This is a genomic window from Escherichia sp. KS167_9B (genome assembly GCF_030295215.1).
Classification (GTDB): domain Bacteria; phylum Pseudomonadota; class Gammaproteobacteria; order Enterobacterales; family Enterobacteriaceae; genus Escherichia; species Escherichia coli_F.
Map to the genome: position 1 here is coordinate 4,080,689 of NZ_AP025754.1, position 20,116 is coordinate 4,100,804.

At 51.8% G+C, this 20,116-nt stretch carries 15 protein-coding genes and 1 pseudogene; 10 read left to right on the plus strand and 6 right to left on the minus strand.

Going from position 1 to position 20,116, the window contains the following annotated elements; genetic code table 11:
• Window positions 1–30: 30 nt before the first annotated feature.
• The 3 genes from QUE34_RS20565 to ompR all read right to left on the minus strand — a co-directional run bounded on the left by QUE34_RS20565 (window position 31) and on the right by ompR (window position 3,546).
• A complete protein-coding gene (locus tag QUE34_RS20565; RefSeq protein ID WP_032303924.1) occupies window positions 31–1,314 on the minus strand; it encodes an SMI1/KNR4 family protein in 1,284 nt (427 codons plus the stop codon).
• A gap of 163 nt (window positions 1,315–1,477) precedes the next feature.
• On the minus strand, window positions 1,478–2,830 hold the full coding sequence (gene envZ / locus QUE34_RS20570) for a two-component system sensor histidine kinase EnvZ (protein ID WP_001253709.1): 1,353 nt from the start codon (window positions 2,828–2,830) through the stop codon (window positions 1,478–1,480).
• Window positions 2,827–3,546 carry an osmolarity response regulator transcription factor OmpR gene (gene ompR, locus QUE34_RS20575; RefSeq protein ID WP_001157751.1) on the minus strand — a complete coding sequence of 240 codons (720 nt, stop codon included), beginning with the start codon at window positions 3,544–3,546 and terminating at the stop codon, window positions 2,827–2,829. The genes envZ and ompR overlap by 4 nt, the downstream gene beginning before the upstream one ends.
• Window positions 3,547–3,773: 227 nt before the next feature.
• On the opposite strand from ompR, the gene greB reads away from it, so the two are divergent.
• From greB to QUE34_RS28660, 7 genes and pseudogenes are all read left to right on the plus strand, one after another.
• Window positions 3,774–4,250 (plus strand): transcription elongation factor GreB, encoded by a 477-nt coding sequence (greB, locus tag QUE34_RS20580; protein ID WP_000856744.1) that lies wholly within the window; start codon window positions 3,774–3,776, stop codon window positions 4,248–4,250.
• Window positions 4,251–4,346: 96 nt separating this feature from the next.
• Window positions 4,347–6,668, plus strand: a complete 2,322-nt coding sequence (locus tag QUE34_RS20585; protein ID WP_032303925.1) for a Tex family protein — start codon at window positions 4,347–4,349, stop codon at window positions 6,666–6,668.
• A gap of 456 nt (window positions 6,669–7,124) precedes the next feature.
• Entirely contained in the window at window positions 7,125–7,352 is a 228-nt protein-coding gene (gene feoA, locus QUE34_RS20590) for a ferrous iron transporter A (protein ID WP_001200455.1), read from the plus strand.
• A 16-nt stretch (window positions 7,353–7,368) separates the two neighbouring features.
• Window positions 7,369–9,690, plus strand: a complete 2,322-nt coding sequence (gene feoB, locus QUE34_RS20595; RefSeq protein WP_000737014.1) for a Fe(2+) transporter permease subunit FeoB — start codon at window positions 7,369–7,371, stop codon at window positions 9,688–9,690.
• Window positions 9,691–9,700: 10 nt separating this feature from the next.
• Window positions 9,701–9,937, plus strand: a complete 237-nt coding sequence (feoC, locus tag QUE34_RS20600; RefSeq protein ID WP_000157586.1) for a [Fe-S]-dependent transcriptional repressor FeoC — start codon at window positions 9,701–9,703, stop codon at window positions 9,935–9,937.
• Between the two features lie 201 nt (window positions 9,938–10,138).
• Window positions 10,139–11,032: a recombination-promoting nuclease RpnA gene (gene rpnA / locus QUE34_RS20605; RefSeq protein ID WP_032303926.1), complete on the plus strand. Its 894-nt coding sequence runs from the start codon at window positions 10,139–10,141 to the stop codon at window positions 11,030–11,032.
• 122 nt (window positions 11,033–11,154) lie between these two features.
• A pseudogene (locus QUE34_RS28660) lies at window positions 11,155–11,223 on the plus strand (Rpn/YhgA-type helix-turn-helix domain-containing protein); the annotation flags it as partial.
• Between the two features lie 28 nt (window positions 11,224–11,251).
• Here the strand turns inward: QUE34_RS28660 and bioH are convergent.
• A complete protein-coding gene (gene bioH, locus QUE34_RS20615; RefSeq protein ID WP_032185313.1) occupies window positions 11,252–12,022 on the minus strand; it encodes a pimeloyl-ACP methyl ester esterase BioH in 771 nt (256 codons plus the stop codon).
• A gap of 37 nt (window positions 12,023–12,059) precedes the next feature.
• On the opposite strand from bioH, the gene gntX reads away from it, so the two are divergent.
• From gntX to gntT, 3 genes are all read left to right on the plus strand, one after another.
• Complete coding sequence (gntX, locus tag QUE34_RS20620) at window positions 12,060–12,743, plus strand: DNA utilization protein GntX (protein WP_001355000.1); 684 nt, start codon at window positions 12,060–12,062, stop codon at window positions 12,741–12,743.
• Window positions 12,744–12,801: 58 nt separating this feature from the next.
• Window positions 12,802–13,377, plus strand: a complete 576-nt coding sequence (gene nfuA, locus QUE34_RS20625; protein ID WP_000619389.1) for a Fe-S biogenesis protein NfuA — start codon at window positions 12,802–12,804, stop codon at window positions 13,375–13,377.
• Between the two features lie 351 nt (window positions 13,378–13,728).
• Window positions 13,729–15,045: a gluconate transporter gene (gntT, locus tag QUE34_RS20630; RefSeq protein WP_001131758.1), complete on the plus strand. Its 1,317-nt coding sequence runs from the start codon at window positions 13,729–13,731 to the stop codon at window positions 15,043–15,045.
• A gap of 44 nt (window positions 15,046–15,089) precedes the next feature.
• On the opposite strand, the gene malQ is transcribed toward gntT, so the two are convergent.
• Window positions 15,090–17,174, minus strand: a complete 2,085-nt coding sequence (malQ, locus tag QUE34_RS20635) for a 4-alpha-glucanotransferase (protein ID WP_032303927.1) — start codon at window positions 17,172–17,174, stop codon at window positions 15,090–15,092.
• Window positions 17,175–17,183: 9 nt separating this feature from the next.
• Complete coding sequence (gene malP / locus QUE34_RS20640) at window positions 17,184–19,577, minus strand: maltodextrin phosphorylase (RefSeq protein WP_032303928.1); 2,394 nt, start codon at window positions 19,575–19,577, stop codon at window positions 17,184–17,186.
• Window positions 19,578–20,116: the final 539 nt, after the last annotated feature.

The following is a 20,116-nucleotide window of genomic DNA, read 5'->3' on the forward strand; positions in this document are numbered from 1 at the left end:
TCCGCGTTAGATCATTTCTGAACCATTAATTTATGGCTTATGTCCCCACGTCCTGAGATAGTAGTTTTCTCGTAAAATGGTCAGTTCAGGGAAACGAGTTGCAGCTTCATCAACCAATGGTGGAATACGATTATCTTTAACTTCAATGAGCAACAAAATAGCCTTCCTTACATTCTCCATCTTTGATGATGCAAAAAGCGGTAATACCAACTCAATGAATCCTCGGCTTTCATTGAAATCAGGCGCCTTACTCATCGCCCACAATAATGTTTGCTGACGGTCATCAGTGATACGTTCGAGAAGCGGCAGAAAAGTATCATATTTATTATACTCTGTTTCTCGTATAGCAAAGACAGCTGAGGATAGAGTGTCATCGTCAAGTTCAGGCATTATTATTAACAGTGAATGAATATAATCCTCAATATTCACCACACTATCTCTACAGGCAAAACGGAGATCTTTAATAGCAATATCACGTAATTCATCTGGCATTGTAAAATAGAGTCGAAAAATATCTGCAGCACAAGAAACTTTTTTTTGGCGTAATCTTATGAATGCCTCTTCACACAATTCTTTATCATTCTCTGTGTGGCAAACATGTTCCCAAAGGGCAAATGTTTCGGGTTCTATCTGTGGAAAACGGCATAGCGAGAATAAAATGGATCTACGTAAATCCGGGATTTTCTCAGTTAAAAACCACTCACGCAGTTGAATTTGCGTTCCTGGCAAACTTCTATCGAAACCCTTCATACTCATGCCAGCAATAAAATCGTCCAGCCAGCGTTCATACCAGTTGAGGAAATTTTTATCATATATAAAATCAAACGGATAATCTTCATCACCATCAGTCAGCATTAACCTTCCGCGATACTGCCCCGTCACCACCAGGCAAATATCATAAGTACATCCCAGGGTGAGAATGGTCAATGCGCCGTCAAAAAAACTATATTCTTCATCATCTTCTGTACGGCCAGCATTCAACACATCAACATCCTGCTGCGTCATATAAAGCGGTACAGGGCTTTCTTTTGTTATATCGCCATAAATATCTGTACCGCCTAAAGATTCAAGACCGTAGGCATGTGCCGGACCGCCATTAGCGATATAGCGAAGAAAAATTCGATATTCCCGTGGCAAAGTGACGCTATGTTTTTTCTCCCAGGAAGCTATTTCCGCCTCGCTGGCAGGCTTCGGCCATTGATATTTCCAACCTTCAGAACCGAATAACTTACATTCAGGATCCAGTGCGGCAATGCGTGGGATTTTTTCTTTTATACGAGCAATCTGTACTTGTTCTTCGTTGGTAAGTTGCATCAAGCTATTCCTTTAGTGTGCTTTTACTAATCAGGATACGCTAGCCTGCAATCAGCTTACAGTACACTTTACTTCGTATGGTGCCGATGTCTGAAACCGTATTCATTCAGTAGATACTGAGTGCACAAAATAAAACGGGAGGCACCTTCGCCTCCTGTTTTATTTACCCTTCTTTTGTCGTGCCCTGCGCCCGCGTTACCGGCACAGGCAGCCAGGCGCGAATGGAAAGCCCGCCCCGTTCGCTGGTGCCAAGCTCCAGCATGCCGTTATGGTTATCCACGATACGCTGCACAATCGCCAGGCCTAGCCCAGTGCCGCTAATGGTGCGCGCACTGTCGCCGCGGACAAACGGCTGGAACAGGTGCTTACGCTGTTCCGGCGCAATTCCCGGACCGTCATCTTCCACCTGGAACCAGGCGCGATTCGGCTCCGTGCCGCTGCTGACTTTAATCCAGCCGTTGCCGTAACGAGCAGCGTTCACCACCATATTCGCCACTGCACGTTTGATCGACAGCGGGTGCATTTTCACTTCAATGCTACCAGGGTAAAGCGCGGTTTCAATTTCCCGCTCGTAGCCACTTTCGGCAGCAATCACCTCACCGAGCACTGCGTTGAGATCCGCCATTTCCATCGGCATCTCCTGCCCGGTGCGCAGGTAGTCGATAAACTGTTCAATGATGGCATTGCACTCTTCGATATCTTTATTGATCGATTCTGCCAGGTAGCCATCCTGCTCGCTCATCATCTCGGTCGCCAGGCGAATGCGCGTCAGCGGCGTACGCAGATCATGACTTACCCCCGCCATCAGCAGCGTGCGATCATCCGCCAGTTGCTTAACACCAGCCGCCATATGGTTAAAGGCGCGGGTAACGGAACGCACCTCCGAAGCGCCATACTCACGCAGCGGCGGCGGAATAATCCCCTTACCCACCTGCAAGGCAGCGTGTTCGAGATCGACCAACGGTCGGTTCTGGATACGAATAAATAACCACGCCCCACCTATCGCCAATAGCATAATCGCCAACGTATAGCGGAACAGCGGGGAGAAATCGCCCTGATGAATTTCGGTCAGCGGCACGCGTACCCAGATATTGGGCGACAGCCAGGTTTTCAGCCAGACGACAGGCGAGCTTTTGTTGACCTCAACGCGTACTTCCGTCGGGCCGCCCAGTTGTTGCGCCATCTGATGGCTTAAGAATTCATAGTGTTGTGCCCAACGCAGGCCTGCCTCTTCGGCAGCTTCGTTGGAGTAGAGAGAGATCCCCAGCTCACGGTAGATCTCCCGACGGAAAGCGGGAGGCACAACCAACTGCGTGCCGTCCTCCAGTTGCAGTTTGTCGGTCATCAACATACGCACTTCGTATGCCAGGACTTTATTAAACTGCTGGAGGCTCGGCAAAATCGCGAAGTTCAGCACCACCAGATAAGTCGTCACCAGGCTGACGAACAGCAAGGTGACGATGAGCAATAACGTGCGGGCAAATGAACTTCGTGGCGAGAAGCGCAATCGCCTCATGCTTTAGAACCGTCCGGCACGAAAACGTAGCCCAGACCCCAAACGGTCTGAATATAACGCGGATGCGCTGGATCTTCTTCCACCATGCGGCGCAGACGCGAGATCTGCACGTCGATGGAACGTTCCATTGCGGAGTATTCACGACCACGGGCAAGGTTCATCAGCTTATCGCGGGATAGCGGCTCACGCGGATGGCTAACCAGCGCCTTCAGTACCGCAAACTCACCGCTGGTGAGCGGCATCGGCTCATCTTCGCGGAACATTTCACGCGTCCCGAGGTTAAGTTTGAACTTACCGAAAGCAATTACCGCCTCTTCCTGTGACGGCGCGCCCGGCAGTTCGTTGGCCTGACGACGCAGCACCGCACGAATGCGGGCCAGCAGTTCACGCGGGTTAAACGGTTTTGGAATGTAGTCGTCAGCGCCAATCTCCAGACCAACGATACGGTCCACTTCTTCCCCTTTCGCCGTCACCATAATGATCGGCATCGGGTTGCTCTGGCTACGAAGACGTCGGCAAATCGACAAGCCATCTTCACCAGGTAACATCAAATCCAGTACCATAAGATGGAAAGATTCACGAGTCAGCAGGCGATCCATCTGTTCTGCATTAGCGACGCTTCGAACCTGGAAGCCTTGTTCGGTGAGATAACGTTCCAGCAGCGCACGCAGGCGCATGTCGTCATCGACCACCAGAATCTTGTAGTTCTCTTGCATTCTTTGTACTCCCAAAGGTTCGCAACAATTTGTAAGCGTGTATTCTTAAAAAAGCTTACGTTCGTCACCAGCTAAATCTGGTATGAATTTCAGCCTAAATTGTTACAAAGCATATTAAACAGCAGCTTAAGTATACAATTTATTCGGCGAAACATTATTGATTCTGTTGATATGATCACGTTATACCCAATGTGCGCATTATCAAACAGACAAAGGGAATCAACGAGATGAAAACGCCCCTGGTTACCCGGGAAGGGTATGAAAAACTCAAACAAGAGCTAAATTATCTCTGGCGTGAAGAACGCCCGGAGGTCACAAAGAAAGTGACCTGGGCCGCAAGTCTGGGCGACCGCAGCGAAAATGCTGACTATCAGTATAATAAAAAGCGCCTGCGTGAAATCGACCGTCGCGTGCGCTATCTCACTAAATGCATGGAAAATCTCAAAATCGTCGATTACTCCCCGCAGCAGGAAGGCAAAGTCTTTTTTGGCGCGTGGGTGGAGATTGAAAACGACGATGGCGTGACTCACCGTTTCCGTATTGTCGGCTACGATGAAATTTTTGGCCGTAAAGATTACATCTCTATCGATTCCCCAATGGCCCGCGCATTGCTGAAAAAAGAGGTGGGCGATCTGGCGGTGGTGAATACCCCTGCCGGGGAAGCGAGCTGGTATGTTAATGCTATCGAGTACGTGAAACCGTAAGGAAGAGTCTTAACCTCCTGCCGATGGCTGGCATTTTTGCCAGCCAGTCCGTATAACTATCCCCTGATTTTTGATCCGAAAAGATGAACTCAAACCATGATGAATGATTCGTTCTGCCGCATTATTGCGGGTGAAATTCAGGCGCGCCCGGAACAGGTTGACGCTGCCGTTCGCCTGCTTGACGAAGGGAATACCGTGCCGTTTATCGCACGTTATCGTAAGGAAATCACCGGCGGTCTGGATGACACGCAGCTGCGTAATCTGGAAACGCGTCTGAGCTATTTGCGCGAGCTGGAAGAGAGACGTCAGGCAATCCTCAAGTCCATTTCCGAGCAAGGCAAACTGACCGACGAGCTGGCGAATGCTATTAACGCCACCTTAAGCAAAACCGAACTCGAAGACCTCTACCTGCCCTACAAACCTAAACGCCGCACCCGCGGGCAAATCGCCATTGAAGCAGGGCTTGAGCCACTGGCCGACCTGCTGTGGAACGATCCGTCGCACACGCCAGAAGTCGCCGCTGCACAATATGTTGATGCCGATAAAGGCGTAGCAGATACCAAAGCCGCGCTGGACGGCGCGCGCTATATCCTGATGGAACGGTTTGCCGAAGATGCCGCGCTGCTGGCGAAAGTGCGTGATTATCTGTGGAAGAACGCGCATTTGGTTTCTACGGTGGTGAACGGTAAAGAAGAGGAAGGGGCGAAATTCCGCGACTATTTCGATCATCACGAACCGCTGTCAACGGTGCCTTCTCACCGCGCGCTGGCGATGTTCCGTGGGCGTAACGAAGGCGTACTCCAGCTTTCGCTAAATGCCGATCCGCAGTTCGACGAACCGCCAAAAGAGAGCTATTGCGAGCAAATCATCATGGATCACCTCGGTCTGCGCCTGAACAATGCCCCGGCGGATAGCTGGCGCAAAGGCGTGGTGAGCTGGACGTGGCGCATCAAGGTGCTGATGCATCTGGAAACCGAACTGATGGGCACAGTGCGTGAACGCGCGGAAGATGAAGCAATCAACGTCTTTGCCCGTAACCTACACGATCTTCTGATGGCGGCCCCTGCCGGACTGCGTGCAACGATGGGCCTCGATCCGGGTCTGCGTACCGGGGTAAAAGTGGCGGTGGTCGATGCAACTGGCAAACTGGTGGCGACCGATACCATTTATCCACATACCGGACAAGCCGCAAAAGCAGCGATGACCATTGCTGCCCTGTGTGAAAAGCATAACGTTGAACTGGTGGCGATCGGCAACGGTACAGCTTCCCGCGAAACCGAGCGTTTCTATCTCGACGTTCAGAAGCAGTTTCCGAAAGTGACTGCACAGAAAGTGATCGTCAGCGAAGCAGGCGCGTCGGTTTACTCGGCTTCCGAACTGGCGGCGCAGGAGTTCCCGGATCTCGATGTTTCGCTGCGTGGCGCGGTGTCTATCGCCCGTCGTTTGCAGGATCCGCTGGCGGAGTTGGTGAAAATCGATCCGAAATCTATCGGCGTAGGTCAGTATCAGCATGACGTCAGCCAGACGCAGCTGGCCCGCAAACTGGATGCAGTAGTAGAAGACTGCGTAAACGCCGTTGGCGTCGATCTCAACACCGCTTCCGTTCCGCTGTTAACCCGCGTGGCGGGCCTGACGCGCATGATGGCGCAAAACATTGTGGCCTGGCGCGATGAGAACGGCCAGTTCCAGAACCGCCAGCAACTGTTAAAAGTCAGCCGCCTGGGGCCAAAAGCCTTCGAGCAGTGCGCAGGCTTCTTGCGCATTAACCACGGTGACAACCCGCTGGACGCCTCTACTGTTCACCCGGAAGCCTATCCGGTGGTGGAACGCATTCTGGCAGCAACACAGCAGGCACTGAAAGATCTGATGGGTAACAGCAGCGAACTGCGTAACCTGAAAGCGTCTGACTTTACTGATGAGAAATTCGGTGTGCCGACGGTAACCGACATCATCAAAGAGCTGGAAAAACCGGGTCGCGATCCGCGTCCGGAATTTAAAACCGCCCAGTTTGCCGATGGCGTCGAGACAATGAACGACCTGCAACCGGGTATGATCCTCGAAGGTGCGGTGACCAACGTCACCAACTTTGGCGCGTTTGTCGATATTGGCGTACATCAGGACGGCCTGGTTCACATCTCTTCATTGTCGAACAAGTTTGTGGAAGATCCGCATACCGTGGTGAAAGCGGGCGACATTGTGAAGGTGAAAGTGCTGGAAGTGGATCTTCAGCGTAAACGTATCGCCCTGACTATGCGTCTGGACGAGCAGCCTGGCGAAACCAACGCCCGTCGCGGGGGCGGTAATGAACGCCCGCAAAACAACCGCCCGGCAGCCAAACCACGCGGTCGTGAAGCGCAGCCTGCCGGTAACAGCGCGATGATGGATGCGCTGGCGGCGGCAATGGGCAAAAAACGTTAAACCTCCTGATTGGCCTACGGTTCGAATTTGCACAAGATCGTAGGCCAGATCAGGCGTTCACGCCGCATCTGGCAATAAACGCCATGCCTGACATAAAAATGCCGGAGAATATCTCCGGCATTTTTATTCCACAACGAAACTCACACTATATTTCGTCAATATTTATCACTTCATTAACAACTGAAACCTTAATTAAACATTAACCCGCCCTGATAATTCGCCATTCGAATTATATTTTCGCTGCGATATAACCTTGAGCCACATCAACATTCACGCAGATTATTATCTAAACCAACATTCGCACACATTTTAAGTATTGCTGATAGAAACCATTCTCATTATCATTGTACTGTTGATTATTTAATCTCTCCCTCGTTGGCAAATCATCTGGTCTCATGTCGCTGTCAAACGCCCCATGAGGTAGTTATCCAGTTAATGAGAAACAAGTAGGCACCTATGCAATACACTCCAGATACTGCGTGGAAAATCACTGGCTTTTCCCGTGAAATCAGCCCGGCATATCGCCAAAAACTGCTTTCTCTTGGCATGTTACCTGGCTCCTCTTTTAATGTGGTGCGCGTCGCTCCACTTGGCGACCCCATTCATATCGAAACCCGTCGTGTGAGCCTGGTATTACGCAAAAAAGATCTGGCCTTATTAGAAGTGGAAGCGGTTTCCTGTTAATACGGTGATAACAACAATGAAAAAATTAACCATTGGCTTAATTGGTAATCCAAATTCTGGCAAGACAACCTTATTTAACCAGCTCACTGGCGCACGTCAGCGTGTAGGTAACTGGGCTGGCGTTACCGTCGAACGTAAAGAAGGGCAATTCTCCACCACCGATCATCAGGTCACGCTGGTGGACCTCCCCGGCACCTATTCTCTGACCACCATCTCATCGCAGACCTCGCTCGATGAGCAAATCGCCTGTCACTACATTTTGAGTGGCGACGCTGACCTGCTGATTAACGTGGTGGATGCGTCTAACCTTGAGCGTAACCTGTACCTGACGCTACAACTGCTGGAACTCGGCATTCCCTGCATCGTGGCGCTGAACATGCTAGACATTGCCGAGAAGCAAAATATTCGCATTGAAATTGATGCTCTGTCGGCGCGTCTTGGCTGCCCGGTGATCCCACTGGTTTCAACTCGTGGTCGCGGTATTGAAGCGCTCAAGCTGGCGATTGATCGCTATAAAGCTAACGAGAATGTGGAACTGGTGCATTACGCACAGCCGCTGCTCAACGAAGCAGATTCACTGGCAAAAGTGATGCCTTCCGACATCCCGCTGAAACAACGTCGCTGGCTGGGCCTGCAAATGCTGGAAGGCGATATCTACAGCCGCGCCTACGCCGGTGAAGCGTCGCAGCATCTTGATGCCGCCCTCGCCCGTCTGCGTAATGAGATGGACGATCCGGCGCTGCACATTGCCGATGCGCGTTACCAGTGTATTGCTGCCATCTGTGATGTGGTAAGCAACACCCTGACGGCAGAACCCAGCCGTTTCACCACTGCGGTAGATAAAATCGTGCTCAACCGTTTCCTCGGTCTGCCGATTTTCCTCTTTGTGATGTACCTGATGTTCCTGCTAGCTATCAACATCGGCGGGGCGTTACAGCCGTTGTTTGACGTCGGCTCCGTGGCGCTATTTGTGCATGGTATTCAGTGGATTGGCTACACGCTCCACTTCCCGGACTGGCTGACTATCTTCCTCGCCCAGGGCTTGGGTGGCGGTATTAACACCGTTCTGCCACTGGTGCCACAGATCGGCATGATGTACCTGTTCCTCTCCTTCCTCGAGGACTCCGGCTATATGGCGCGTGCGGCGTTTGTGATGGACCGTCTGATGCAGGCGCTGGGCTTGCCCGGGAAATCCTTTGTACCGCTGATCGTTGGTTTCGGTTGTAACGTACCGTCGGTAATGGGCGCACGTACGCTTGATGCACCGCGTGAACGTCTGATGACCATCATGATGGCACCGTTTATGTCCTGCGGCGCGCGTCTGGCTATCTTCGCCGTATTCGCGGCTGCCTTCTTCGGGCAGAACGGTGCGCTGGCGGTCTTCTCGCTGTATATGCTCGGTATTGTGATGGCGGTGCTGACTGGCCTGATGCTCAAGTACACCATCATGCGCGGTGAAGCGACGCCGTTTGTCATGGAGCTACCGGTCTACCATGTACCACACGTTAAAAGCCTGATTATCCAGACCTGGCAGCGTCTGAAAGGCTTCGTTCTGCGTGCGGGTAAAGTGATTATCATCGTCAGCATTTTCCTGAGCGCTTTCAACAGCTTCTCTCTGAGCGGGAAAATCGTCGATAACATCAACGACTCGGCGCTGGCTTCCGTCAGCCGGGTGATCACCCCGGTCTTCAAGCCGATTGGCGTACATGAAGATAACTGGCAGGCAACTGTTGGCCTGTTTACAGGCGCAATGGCGAAAGAAGTGGTGGTGGGTACGCTCAACACCCTCTACACCGCAGAAAATATTCAGGACGAAGAGTTCAATCCGGCGGAATTTAACCTCGGTGAAGAGCTATTCAGCGCGGTAGATGAAACCTGGCAGAGCCTGAAAGACACCTTCAGTCTTAGCGTACTGATGAACCCCATTGAAGCGAGCAAAGGCGACGGTGAAATGGGTACCGGAGCGATGGGCGTGATGGATCAGAAATTTGGAAGCGCAGCAGCTGCTTACAGCTACCTGATTTTCGTTCTGCTGTATGTACCGTGTATCTCGGTGATGGGTGCTATCGCGCGTGAATCCAGCCGTGGCTGGATGGGCTTCTCCATCCTGTGGGGGCTGAATATCGCTTACTCGTTGGCAACATTGTTCTACCAGGTCGCCAGCTACAGCCAGCATCCAACCTACAGCCTGGTATGCATTCTGGCGGTTATCCTGTTTAACATCGTGGTTATCGGTTTGCTGCGTCGCGCGCGTAGCCGGGTCGATATCGAACTGCTGGCAACACGCAAATCGGTAAGCAGTTGCTGTGCAGCCAGCACCACTGGCGATTGCCACTAAGGATACAGCAATGGCTTCGCTCATTCAGGTGCGTGATTTGCTGGCATTACGGGGCCGTATGGAAGCGGCCCAGATAAGCCAGACATTGAACACTCCGCAACCCATGATTAACGCCATGCTGCAACAGCTGGAAAGTATGGGCAAAGCCGTGCGGATTCAGGAAGAACCTGACGGCTGCCTCTCTGGCAGTTGTAAAAGCTGCCCGGAAGGCAAAGCCTGTCTGCGTGAGTGGTGGGCGTTACGTTAACCTTGTTTTACTGCCTGTTTTGAAAGCCCGGTATGCGTTTGCAACCGGGCTTTTTTGCGTGCGGCTTTCCATAATAATGCAACTCTTGCAGTACAACGTAAGTTCCTCTGAAAGCGTCTCGCAGGGATGAAAACTCGCTAATGCACAGGTGTGGAGTGGCGCGTAGAGTCGCGGCATTCAAACAACAGGTGAAGGAACGCCATGAGCAAAAAGCAGAGTTCCACCCCACACGATGCGCTGTTCAAACTCTTTTTACGCCAACCGGAGACGGCGCGCGATTTTCTTGCGTTCCATTTACCGGCACCTATTCACGCGCTCTGTGATATGAAAACCCTCAAGCTGGAGTCGAGCAGCTTTATTGATGACGATCTGCGTGAAAGCTATTCCGACGTGCTGTGGTCGGTGAAAACGGAACAAGGACCGGGATATATCTATTGTCTGATTGAACATCAAAGCACCTCAAACAAACTGATCGCATTTCGCATGATGCGTTACGCCATTGCCGCAATGCAAAATCACCTGGATGCCGGATACAAAACGTTGCCGATGGTGGTGCCATTGTTGTTTTACCACGGCATTGAAAGCCCATATCCCTATTCACTGTGTTGGCTGGATTGTTTCGCCGATCCCAAACTGGCCAGACAGCTTTATGCCTCTGCATTCCCGCTGATTGATGTCACTGTCATGCCTGATGATGAAATCATGCAGCACCGACGTATGGCGCTGCTGGAGTTAATCCAAAAACATATACGTCAACGCGACCTGATGGGGCTGGTAGAGCAAATGGCCTGCTTATTAAGTAGTGGATACGCTAATGACAGACAAATCAAAGGGCTGTTTAATTACATACTGCAAACTGGCGATGCAGTACGTTTTAATGATTTTATCGATGGTGTGGCCGAACGTTCACCGAAACACAAGGAGAGTTTAATGACTATTGCGGAAAGATTGCGGCAAGAGGGGTTTCAGAAAGGTATACGTACCAACGCCCTAAATATTGCCAAAACCATGTTGGATGCCGGAGTCTCTCTTGAGGACGTTCTGCGATTTACCAGCCTGACGGTTGAAGACCTTGCTGAAATAAATCATCAATAACGTTAAGGATGGTTTTAATGACGGATGCAGAAAGAGAATATCTTATTAGTTACCTGATTGGTTATTTATTGGGTCGACGCCTGGAAGCCCTGGATATCGCCAAAAGAATGCTGTAATCCGGAGTCCCTCTTGCAGACATCATGCGCTTTACCGGGCTGTCAGAAGAAGAGTTGGCTGCGGCGAGCCAGTAAAGTTCTGTCTCGCCATTTCAACAGCTGTCTACACCCTCTGCTTCAACGCCACCAGCAGGTGACAAAACTCGTCCGGATGCGAAATAAACGGCGCATGGGCCGCTTTGGCGAAGATGTACGACTCGCTGTGTGGCCAGAGTTTATCCAGCATCGGCACCACTTTGCGCGGCACCAGACCATCGAGATAGCCATACAATCGCAAAAACGGCATGGACACGTTTTGCAGCGGCTGGCGGAGATCGACCGTTTTCAGTATTTCCAGCCCACCATTGAGCACGTCAACCTTCGGCATCGGCAGCGCCAGAACGGTTTTCTTCAGCGCTCGCGCATCCTGGCGTGCCGTTTCTGTACCCATGGTTTGTAACGCAAGGAACCGTTCTACCGTGCGCTGAAAATCGTCACTGAGTTGCTGCTGGAAACCTGCCAGCACGTCCGGTTTGATCCCCGGCCAATCGTCACGAGCACTAAAACATGGCGACGACGCCACGGTGACCAGCGCCTGAACCCGCTCGGGATGGGTTAACGCAATCTGGCTTGCCACCAGTCCGCCCAAACTCCAGCCTAACCAGATAGCTTTGTCCGGCGCTTGTCGCAGCACGACTTCAGCCATATCAGCAAGTGACATCGCACCAAATCCCTGGCTGCGCCCGAAGCCGGGCAGATCAACGAGATGCAGCGTAAAATGCGAGCTAAGTTCCTCATCAATGCAACGCCACACTTCGGCATTCAGTCCCCATCCGTGCAGCAGCACAAGATGAACATTCCCCTGACCTTTGGTCTGCCACCAGATGTTATTCATCCGCTATTGTTCTCTTTTTACTTACAAGGATGAACATATGCTAACAGTACCGGGATTATGCTGGCTATGCCGAATGCCCCTGGCGTTAGGTCATTGGGGGATTTGTTCGGTATGCTCTCGCGCCACCCGTACAGATAAAACGTTATGCCCACAATGTGGATTACCCGCAACACACTCCCATCTTCCCTGTGGTCGCTGCCTGCAAAAACCACCGCCGTGGCAAAGACTGGTCACGGTTGCCGACTATGCACCGCCGTTAAGTCCGCTCATCCACCAGCTTAAGTTTTCCCGGCGTTGCGAAATCGCCAGCGCCCTGTCACGTCTGTTACTATTGGAAGTCTTACACGCTCGTCGCGCCACCGGTTTGCAATTGCCGGACCGCATCATCAGCGTGCCGTTATGGCAGCGGCGTCACTGGCGTCGGGGATTTAATCAGAGCGATTTGCTGTGTCAGCCGTTATCACGCTGGTTGCACTGCCAATGGGATAGCGAAGCCGTCACACGTACACGGGCCACTGCGACCCAGCATTTTCTTAGCGCCCGGCTGCGCAAACGCAACCTGAAAAATGCCTTTCGCCTTGAATTGCCGGTGCAAGGTCGCCATATGGTGATAGTGGATGATGTCGTTACCACCGGAAGTACCGTCGCAGAGATTGCGCAGTTGCTTTTACGCAATGGTGCGGCGACTGTCCAGGTCTGGTGCCTTTGTCGAACCTTGTAGAGCCTCGATGATGGGCGTATTATAACCAACTAAAATAGTCAACTATTAGGCCATTACTATGATCCGTATTTCCGATGCTGCACAAGCGCACTTTGCCAAACTGCTGGCAAATCAGGAAGAAGGGACACAAATCCGCGTATTTGTGATTAACCCTGGCACGCCTAACGCTGAATGTGGCGTTTCTTATTGTCCGCCGGACGCTGTGGAAGCCACCGACACTGCCCTGAAATTTGACCTGCTGACCGCGTATGTTGATGAGTTAAGCGCGCCTTACCTGGAAGATGCAGAGATCGACTTTGTTACCGACCAGTTGGGTTCTCAGCTGACGCTGAAAGCCCCAAACGCCAAAATGCGCAAAGTAGCTGACGATGCGCCGCTGATGGAGCGCGTGGAGTATATGCTGCAGTCGCAGATCAACCCACAGCTTGCCGGTCACGGTGGTCGCGTTTCGCTGATGGAAATCACCGAAGACGGTTACGCCATTCTGCAATTTGGCGGCGGTTGTAACGGTTGTTCAATGGTCGATGTGACGCTGAAAGAAGGGATCGAAAAGCAGCTGCTGAACGAATTCCCGGAGCTGAAAGGTGTACGCGATCTCACCGAACACCAGCGCGGCGAACACTCTTACTACTAAGTTATCCTCTCTTTTATAGATTGCCCGATGCGACGCTAAAGCGTCTTATCGGGCCGTCTGCCAGGCGTTGGCGCTACATTGCCTCGGCAAATCCAGTCCCTACGTTTCCCCGCGATAATATGACCAACCTCTCATAATTTAAATTTACCCCGCTCTGGTGATTCTCAAACGCCAGATGTTACCCGTATCATTCACGCGGGTACCAAACATACTCCTGACATCTGACTACAATAATTAGTTTTAGTGGGTATCAGTCGTGGTGCCGCAATATCTCTGTTCCCGATTGGGATAATTAGAGTTTGTCGTCAGAAAATTGACGTTACCCATAACAAATGAAAGGCCAGGTAAATCATGCCATTAGTCATTGTTGCTATCGGTGTAATCTTGTTGTTGCTCCTGATGATCCGCTTCAAAATGAACGGATTCATCGCTCTCGTCCTCGTGGCGCTTGCTGTTGGATTAATGCAGGGAATGCCGCTGGATAAAGTTATTGGCTCCATCAAAGCTGGTGTCGGCGGGACGCTCGGTAGCCTTGCCCTGATCATGGGTTTTGGCGCGATGCTGGGCAAAATGCTGGCAGACTGCGGTGGTGCACAACGTATCGCCACCACGCTGATTGCCAAATTTGGTAAAAAACACATCCAATGGGCGGTAGTGTTAACCGGTTTTACTGTCGGTTTTGCCCTGTTCTATGAAGTGGGCTTCGTGCTAATGCTGCCGCTGGTGTTTACCATCGCGGCTTCCGCGAATATTCCGCTGCTGTATGTTGGTGTACCAATGGCGGCTGCGCTGTCTGTGACCCACGGCTTCCTGCCGCCACATCCGGGCCCAACTGCGATTGCCACCATTTTCAATGCCGATATGGGTAAAACCCTGCTGTACGGGACTATTCTGGCAATCCCGACCGTTATTCTCGCGGGTCCGGTTTACGCTCGCGTGCTGAAAGGTATCGATAAGCCAATCCCGGAAGGTCTGTACAGCGCGAAAACCTTCAGCGAAGAAGAGATGCCAAGCTTTGGCGTCAGCGTCTGGACTTCTCTGGTGCCGGTTGTGCTGATGGCGATGCGTGCAATTGCCGAAATGATCCTGCCGAAAGGTCACGCTTTCCTGCCAGTGGCGGAGTTCCTCGGTGACCCGGTAATGGCAACGCTGATTGCCGTGTTGATTGCGATGTTCACCTTTGGTCTGAACCGTGGTCGTTCAATGGATCAGATTAACGACACGCTGGTTTCTTCCATCAAAATCATCGCGATGATGCTGTTGATCATCGGTGGTGGCGGTGCGTTCAAGCAGGTGCTGGTAGACAGCGGCGTGGACAAATACATTGCTTCCATGATGCACGAAACCAACATTTCTCCGCTGCTGATGGCCTGGTCGATTGCCGCCGTACTGCGTATCGCGCTGGGTTCCGCAACCGTTGCGGCAATCACTGCGGGGGGTATCGCGGCACCACTAATTGCAACGACGGGTGTTAGCCCGGAACTGATGGTTATTGCGGTTGGTTCCGGTAGTGTGATTTTCTCTCACGTGAACGATCCGGGCTTCTGGCTGTTCAAAGAGTACTTTAACCTGACTATCGGCGAGACCATCAAGTCCTGGTCGATGCTGGAAACCATTATCTCGGTGTGCGGTCTGGTAGGCTGTCTGCTGCTGAATATGGTGATTTGATAATACTGACTGCCGGATGCATCGCATCCGGCATCAACCGCTCTCTACTGCTTCTTCGCAGCCGCTCTGCGCCGTCTGTCCAAATCCTTCAGCAACTTGTTCACGCCATCATCGGCAAACATCGACTCAAGCGTTGCAGAAAGCTTACGTCGCCAGTTTTTATACTGGTAACTGGTTCCGGGAATATTTACCGGTTCGGCCATATCCAGCCAGTCTTCTGGCTGAAGCCCTAACAGAGCACTGTTACTATCAGCGATATAACGTTGCAAACCACGATTAAGCATCGGCGTCATCGACATTAACGATGCCTTATGCCCCGCACGTTTTGGCAGGCAACCATGTTTATGCAGTGCATCCAGTAACCCTTGCTTCGCCAGTTCGCGATCCTGATACAGACCGCGCAATACCACTTCATCCGGGTACAGCCCCAGCGTTTTGCCCAGTGTTAAATCCCCGCTCTCCCAGTAGCCACGCAGTGTAGGCAGGTCGTGTGTCGCCGCAACCGCCATCGACTGCTCCGGATACGCTTTCGGCGCGCGGAATGTCTTCTCGTGGTCGCTTTCGAAATAGAGCACTTTGTAGGAGTACACACCGCTGCTGCGCAGTTTACCGACAATCTCTACCGGTACAGTGCCGAGGTCTTCACCAATCACCATGCAGCGATGGCGCTTACTTTCGAGTGCCAGAATCGAGAGCAGATCATCTACCGGATAGTGAACATACGCGCCCTGATCTGCCGTCTCGCCATACGGTATCCACCACAAACGCAGCATCGACATCACATGGTCAATTCGCAACGCGCCGCAGTTTTGCATATTGGCACGCAACAGCTCGATAAACGGTTCATAGGCACGCGCGGTGATGATATGCGGATCCATCGGCGGCAATCCCCAGTTCTGCCCCAACGGGCCGAGGATATCCGGCGGCGCGCCCACCGACGCTTTCAGGCAATACAACTCCCGGTCGCACCAGGTTTCTGCTCCACCCTCTGCTACGCCAACCGCCAGATCACGGTACAAGCCAATCGGCATTTCATGGCCCTGGCTTATCTCCCAGCAGGCGGCAAACTGGCTGTAAGCCAGCCACTGCAACCAGAGATAAAAATCGACGTCATCACGATGTTCTTCGCAGAACTGACGCACTTCTGGTGAATCCACGTTCTGATACATCTCTGGCCATGCAGGCCAGCCCCAGCGCATTTCGTCTTCTTTCACTTGCTGGGCATGTAACGCGTCAAACGCCGCCTGCCAGAACAGGCTGTCGCCCTGCTCTGCAACAAACTGGCGAAACGCGGCCATCTGCTCATCATCACGTTGCGCAAAACCTTTCCACGCCATCCGCAATGCTGTCATTTTCAGCGCAGTGACGGTGGAGTAATCGACCCAGTCGGCATCCCGTGCCTGTTGCAGCGTCTGTTGCGTGGTCGGTAACTGCCACCAGGTCTGAGCCTCTTCGCTAAGATGGAAATCTTCGACGGCGTTAACGTCGATATAAACCACATTTAGCCAGCGACGAGAAGACGGGCTATACGGGCTGGCACTTTCCGGATTTGCCGGATAGAGCGCATGAATCGGGTTCAGACCGATGAAAGCCCCGCCACGTTTTGCCACATCCACCAGCATCACTTTGAGATCGCCAAAATCCCCAATACCCCAGTTTTTTTCCGATCGCAGCGTATAAAGCTGGACGCAGGCGCCCCACAGCTTTTGTTTATTCAGCAACGCCTGCGGTTCGTAACAGCGTTTCGGGGCGACAATCACCCGACAATGCGCGCGCTGGTCGTCCTGGGTGAGTGTCAACGTGTGATAACCTTCCGGCAACTTCGTCGGTAAATTGAACGCTTTGCCCCCCGTTACATGGCCTTTGTACTGCGTTCCTTCTTCGGTGGTCAGCAGCCAGCTATATTCGCCGCTGCCCTCCACCGCCATCGGCATTTTTTTGCCGCTGGTATAGACCATGACATTCGGGACTGGCGTTACCGCCACTTTCGTGGCGGTACGTTGATGCATCGCGTCAAGCAAACGCCGTTTGGTTTCGGCGCTAATCGACTGCGGTTTACCGTGGGCATTGATGTAATTGGGGCTGATCCCCGCCGCCAGCGCGGCATTATCCAGACGTTTGCTTTCCATCGAGCTTCCTTAGCGTTTTGCCTGCCAGATACGAGCCTGATAATCGCGAATAGAGCGATCCGAGCTAAACATACCGCAGCGGGCGGTATTGAGGATCGCCGCGCGAGTCCAGGCCTCCTGGTCGCGGTACAGCACATCCACCTGCTTTTGTGCCTCTACATAGGCTGCGAAATCCGCCATTACCAGATACGGATCGCCGCCCTGTTTGCCGATACTGTGCAGCATCTGGTCGAAGGCATGCTTATCGCCGTCGCTGTATTTGCCACTTTCCAGCTCTTTCAATACTGCGTCCAGCACCTTATCTTTCTTCCGCCATTTCACCGGGTCGTAGCCTTTGGCCAGAATTGCCTTCACTTGTTCCACGGTATGACCAAAAATAAAGATATTTTCTTCACCAACTTTCTCGGCGATTTCAACGTTCGCACCATCCAGCGTACCGACAGTAAGCGCACCATTGAGCGCCAGTTTCATATTGCCGGTACCGGAAGCTTCTTTACCTGCAGTCGAAATTTGTTCGGAGATATCCGCCGCCGGGATCAGTTTTTCCGCCGCCGAAACGCAATAATCCGGCAGGAACACCACCTTCAACTTATCGCCAACCTGTGGATCGTTGTTGATCACATCAGCCACTTTGTTGATCGCAAAGATAATATTCTTCGCCAGGTAGTAGCCCGGTGCCGCTTTCGCGCCGAAGAGGAAGACGCGCGGTACGCGGTCAGCCTGCGGGTTTTCACGAATCTCTTTGTACAACGCCAGAATATGCAGCAGATTCAGGTGCTGACGTTTGTACTCATGCAAGCGTTTGATCTGAATATCGAAAATCGCCTGAGGATTGATTTCAATACCGGTACGAACTTTCACAAACTCTGCCAGACGGACTTTATTCGCCTGCTTGATCTCGCGATATTGCTGGCGGAATTTCGCATCATCAGCGAATTTTTCCAGATTGATCAGCTGATCGAGATCGTTAGCCCACTCTTTTTTCAGTGATTTATCCAACAGAGCCGCCAGTGCCGGGTTGCATTGTTTGATCCAGCGACGAGGGGTAATACCATTGGTGACGTTATGGAATTTGTTCGGCCACAGCTGGTGATATTCCGGGAACAGATCTTTCACCACCAGATCTGAATGCAGCGCCGCTACACCGTTCACCGCGAAACCGCCAACTACACACAGGTTCGCCATATGCACCTGTTTGTCGTGCACCACCGCCAGTTTGGCCCACACTTTGTCATCGCCCGGCCAGGTTTTCTCCACCAGCGTTTTAAAGCGAGTATTGATTTCGTTAATAATCTGCATGTGGCGCGGCAGTAAGCCTTTCACTAGCTTCACATCCCAGCGTTCCAGCGCTTCTGGCATCAGGGTATGGTTGGTGTAAGCAAAAGTTTTGCTGGTGATGGCCCAGGCGTCATCCCAGCTCATCTGATGCTCATCAATCAGCACGCGCAGCAGCTCTGGAATGGCAATAGTCGGGTGGGTATCGTTCAGTTGAATAACTTCGTAATCTGCCAGCTCGTGCAGTTTACGCCCCGCCAAATGATGGCGACGCAGAATATCCGCTACCGAACAAGCACACTGGAAGTATTGCTGCATCAGGCGCAGCTTTTTACCGGCAGTATGGTTGTCGTTTGGATAGAGAACTTTGGTCAGTTTTTCCGCGTTGATGCCCTGTTGTTCGGCACGCAGGAAATCACCGTCGTTAAATTTTGTCAGATCAAACGGATGCGCATGCGTCGCCTGCCACAGACGCAGCGGCTGCGCCACGCCATTACGATAACCGACAACGGGAAGATCCCACGCTTGACCGGTAATGGTAAATTCCGGCTCCCAGCGTCCGTCTTTCGTCACTTTACCGCCAATTCCTACCTGCACATCCAGTGCTTCGTTATGGCGGAACCACGGGTAGTTACCGCGATGCCAGTCATCCGGCGCTTCAACCTGTTTGCCATCGACAAAAGACTGGCGGAACAAGCCATATTGATAGTTAAGACCATAACCCGTCGCAGACTGACCGACAGTTGCCATTGAGTCGAGGAAGCACGCAGCCAGACGTCCCAGACCACCGTTACCCAGCGCCGGGTCGATCTCTTCTTCCAGCAGGTCAGTCAGGTTGATGTCATAAGCCTTCAACGAATCCTGTACATCCTGATACCAGCCAAGATTCAACAGGTTGTTACCCGTCAGGCGTCCAATCAAAAACTCCATTGAGATGTAGTTAACATGTCGCTGATTGGCCACCGGTTTAGCGAATGGCTGGGCACGTAGCATTTCCGCCAGGGCTTCACTCACTGCCAGCCACCACTGGCGAGGGGTCATTTCAGCCGCAGAATTTAAGCCATAACGCTGCCACTGACGTGAAAGCGCTTCCTGAAATTGCTTATCGTTAAAAATAGGTTGTGACATAGGAGTTCCACTTTTCTTAGATTTTCAACACAACGTTATCGCTAGTTTGCCAGGCTCGATGTTGACCTTCCTCATCCTGCGGGGGATTAGGCAGGGAGGAGTTGCGGGGATGAGCAAGGAAATGTGATCTCGACCACTTAAACCTAGTGCAATCCACAGGATTAGCAGCAAATCAATGCCATACAGCGCAGAAAATCTGTATCTAAGTGCAAAAAATGGCCGTTGTGTATTTTCAAAAGGCGGAAGGTAACTCTATAAATTAAGTAAAGGAGTGAAACAGTTTCATAAGTAAAACATCCAGTTTGCTCCATCTCATTCTTAATAGGTTTATTAAGATCCTCTTTTTAGATGGCTCTTTCATCAGGAATTGAGAAGACTCCCTTGCTTAAATGAAACTGATGAACATGAGGAAAATACCGTAAAACCCAGTATTCACGCTGCATCAGCGTCGTTATTAGGTGAGTTGTTAATAAACATTTGGAATTGTGACACAGTGCAAATTCAGACACATAAAAAAACGTCATCGCTTGCATTAGAAG

Bases quoted from the DNA above. Each gene is read 5' to 3' on its own strand.
- gntT (WP_001131758.1), top strand. From the start codon at position 13,729: ATGCCATTAGTCATTGTTGCTATCGGTGTAATCTTGTTGTTGCTCCTG.
- QUE34_RS20565 (WP_032303924.1), bottom strand. From the start codon at position 1,314: ATGCAACTTACCAACGAAGAACAAGTACAGATTGCTCGTATAAAAGAA.
- QUE34_RS20585 (WP_032303925.1), top strand. From the start codon at position 4,347: ATGATGAATGATTCGTTCTGCCGCATTATTGCGGGTGAAATTCAGGCG.
- bioH (WP_032185313.1), bottom strand. From the start codon at position 12,022: ATGAATAACATCTGGTGGCAGACCAAAGGTCAGGGGAATGTTCATCTT.
- rpnA (WP_032303926.1), top strand. From the start codon at position 10,139: ATGAGCAAAAAGCAGAGTTCCACCCCACACGATGCGCTGTTCAAACTC.
- feoC (WP_000157586.1), top strand. From the start codon at position 9,701: ATGGCTTCGCTCATTCAGGTGCGTGATTTGCTGGCATTACGGGGCCGT.
- malQ (WP_032303927.1), bottom strand. From the start codon at position 17,174: ATGGAAAGCAAACGTCTGGATAATGCCGCGCTGGCGGCGGGGATCAGC.
- feoA (WP_001200455.1), top strand. From the start codon at position 7,125: ATGCAATACACTCCAGATACTGCGTGGAAAATCACTGGCTTTTCCCGT.
- nfuA (WP_000619389.1), top strand. From the start codon at position 12,802: ATGATCCGTATTTCCGATGCTGCACAAGCGCACTTTGCCAAACTGCTG.
- malP (WP_032303928.1), bottom strand. From the start codon at position 19,577: ATGTCACAACCTATTTTTAACGATAAGCAATTTCAGGAAGCGCTTTCA.
- greB (WP_000856744.1), top strand. From the start codon at position 3,774: ATGAAAACGCCCCTGGTTACCCGGGAAGGGTATGAAAAACTCAAACAA.
- feoB (WP_000737014.1), top strand. From the start codon at position 7,369: ATGAAAAAATTAACCATTGGCTTAATTGGTAATCCAAATTCTGGCAAG.
- ompR (WP_001157751.1), bottom strand. From the start codon at position 3,546: ATGCAAGAGAACTACAAGATTCTGGTGGTCGATGACGACATGCGCCTG.
- envZ (WP_001253709.1), bottom strand. From the start codon at position 2,830: ATGAGGCGATTGCGCTTCTCGCCACGAAGTTCATTTGCCCGCACGTTA.
- gntX (WP_001355000.1), top strand. From the start codon at position 12,060: ATGCTAACAGTACCGGGATTATGCTGGCTATGCCGAATGCCCCTGGCG.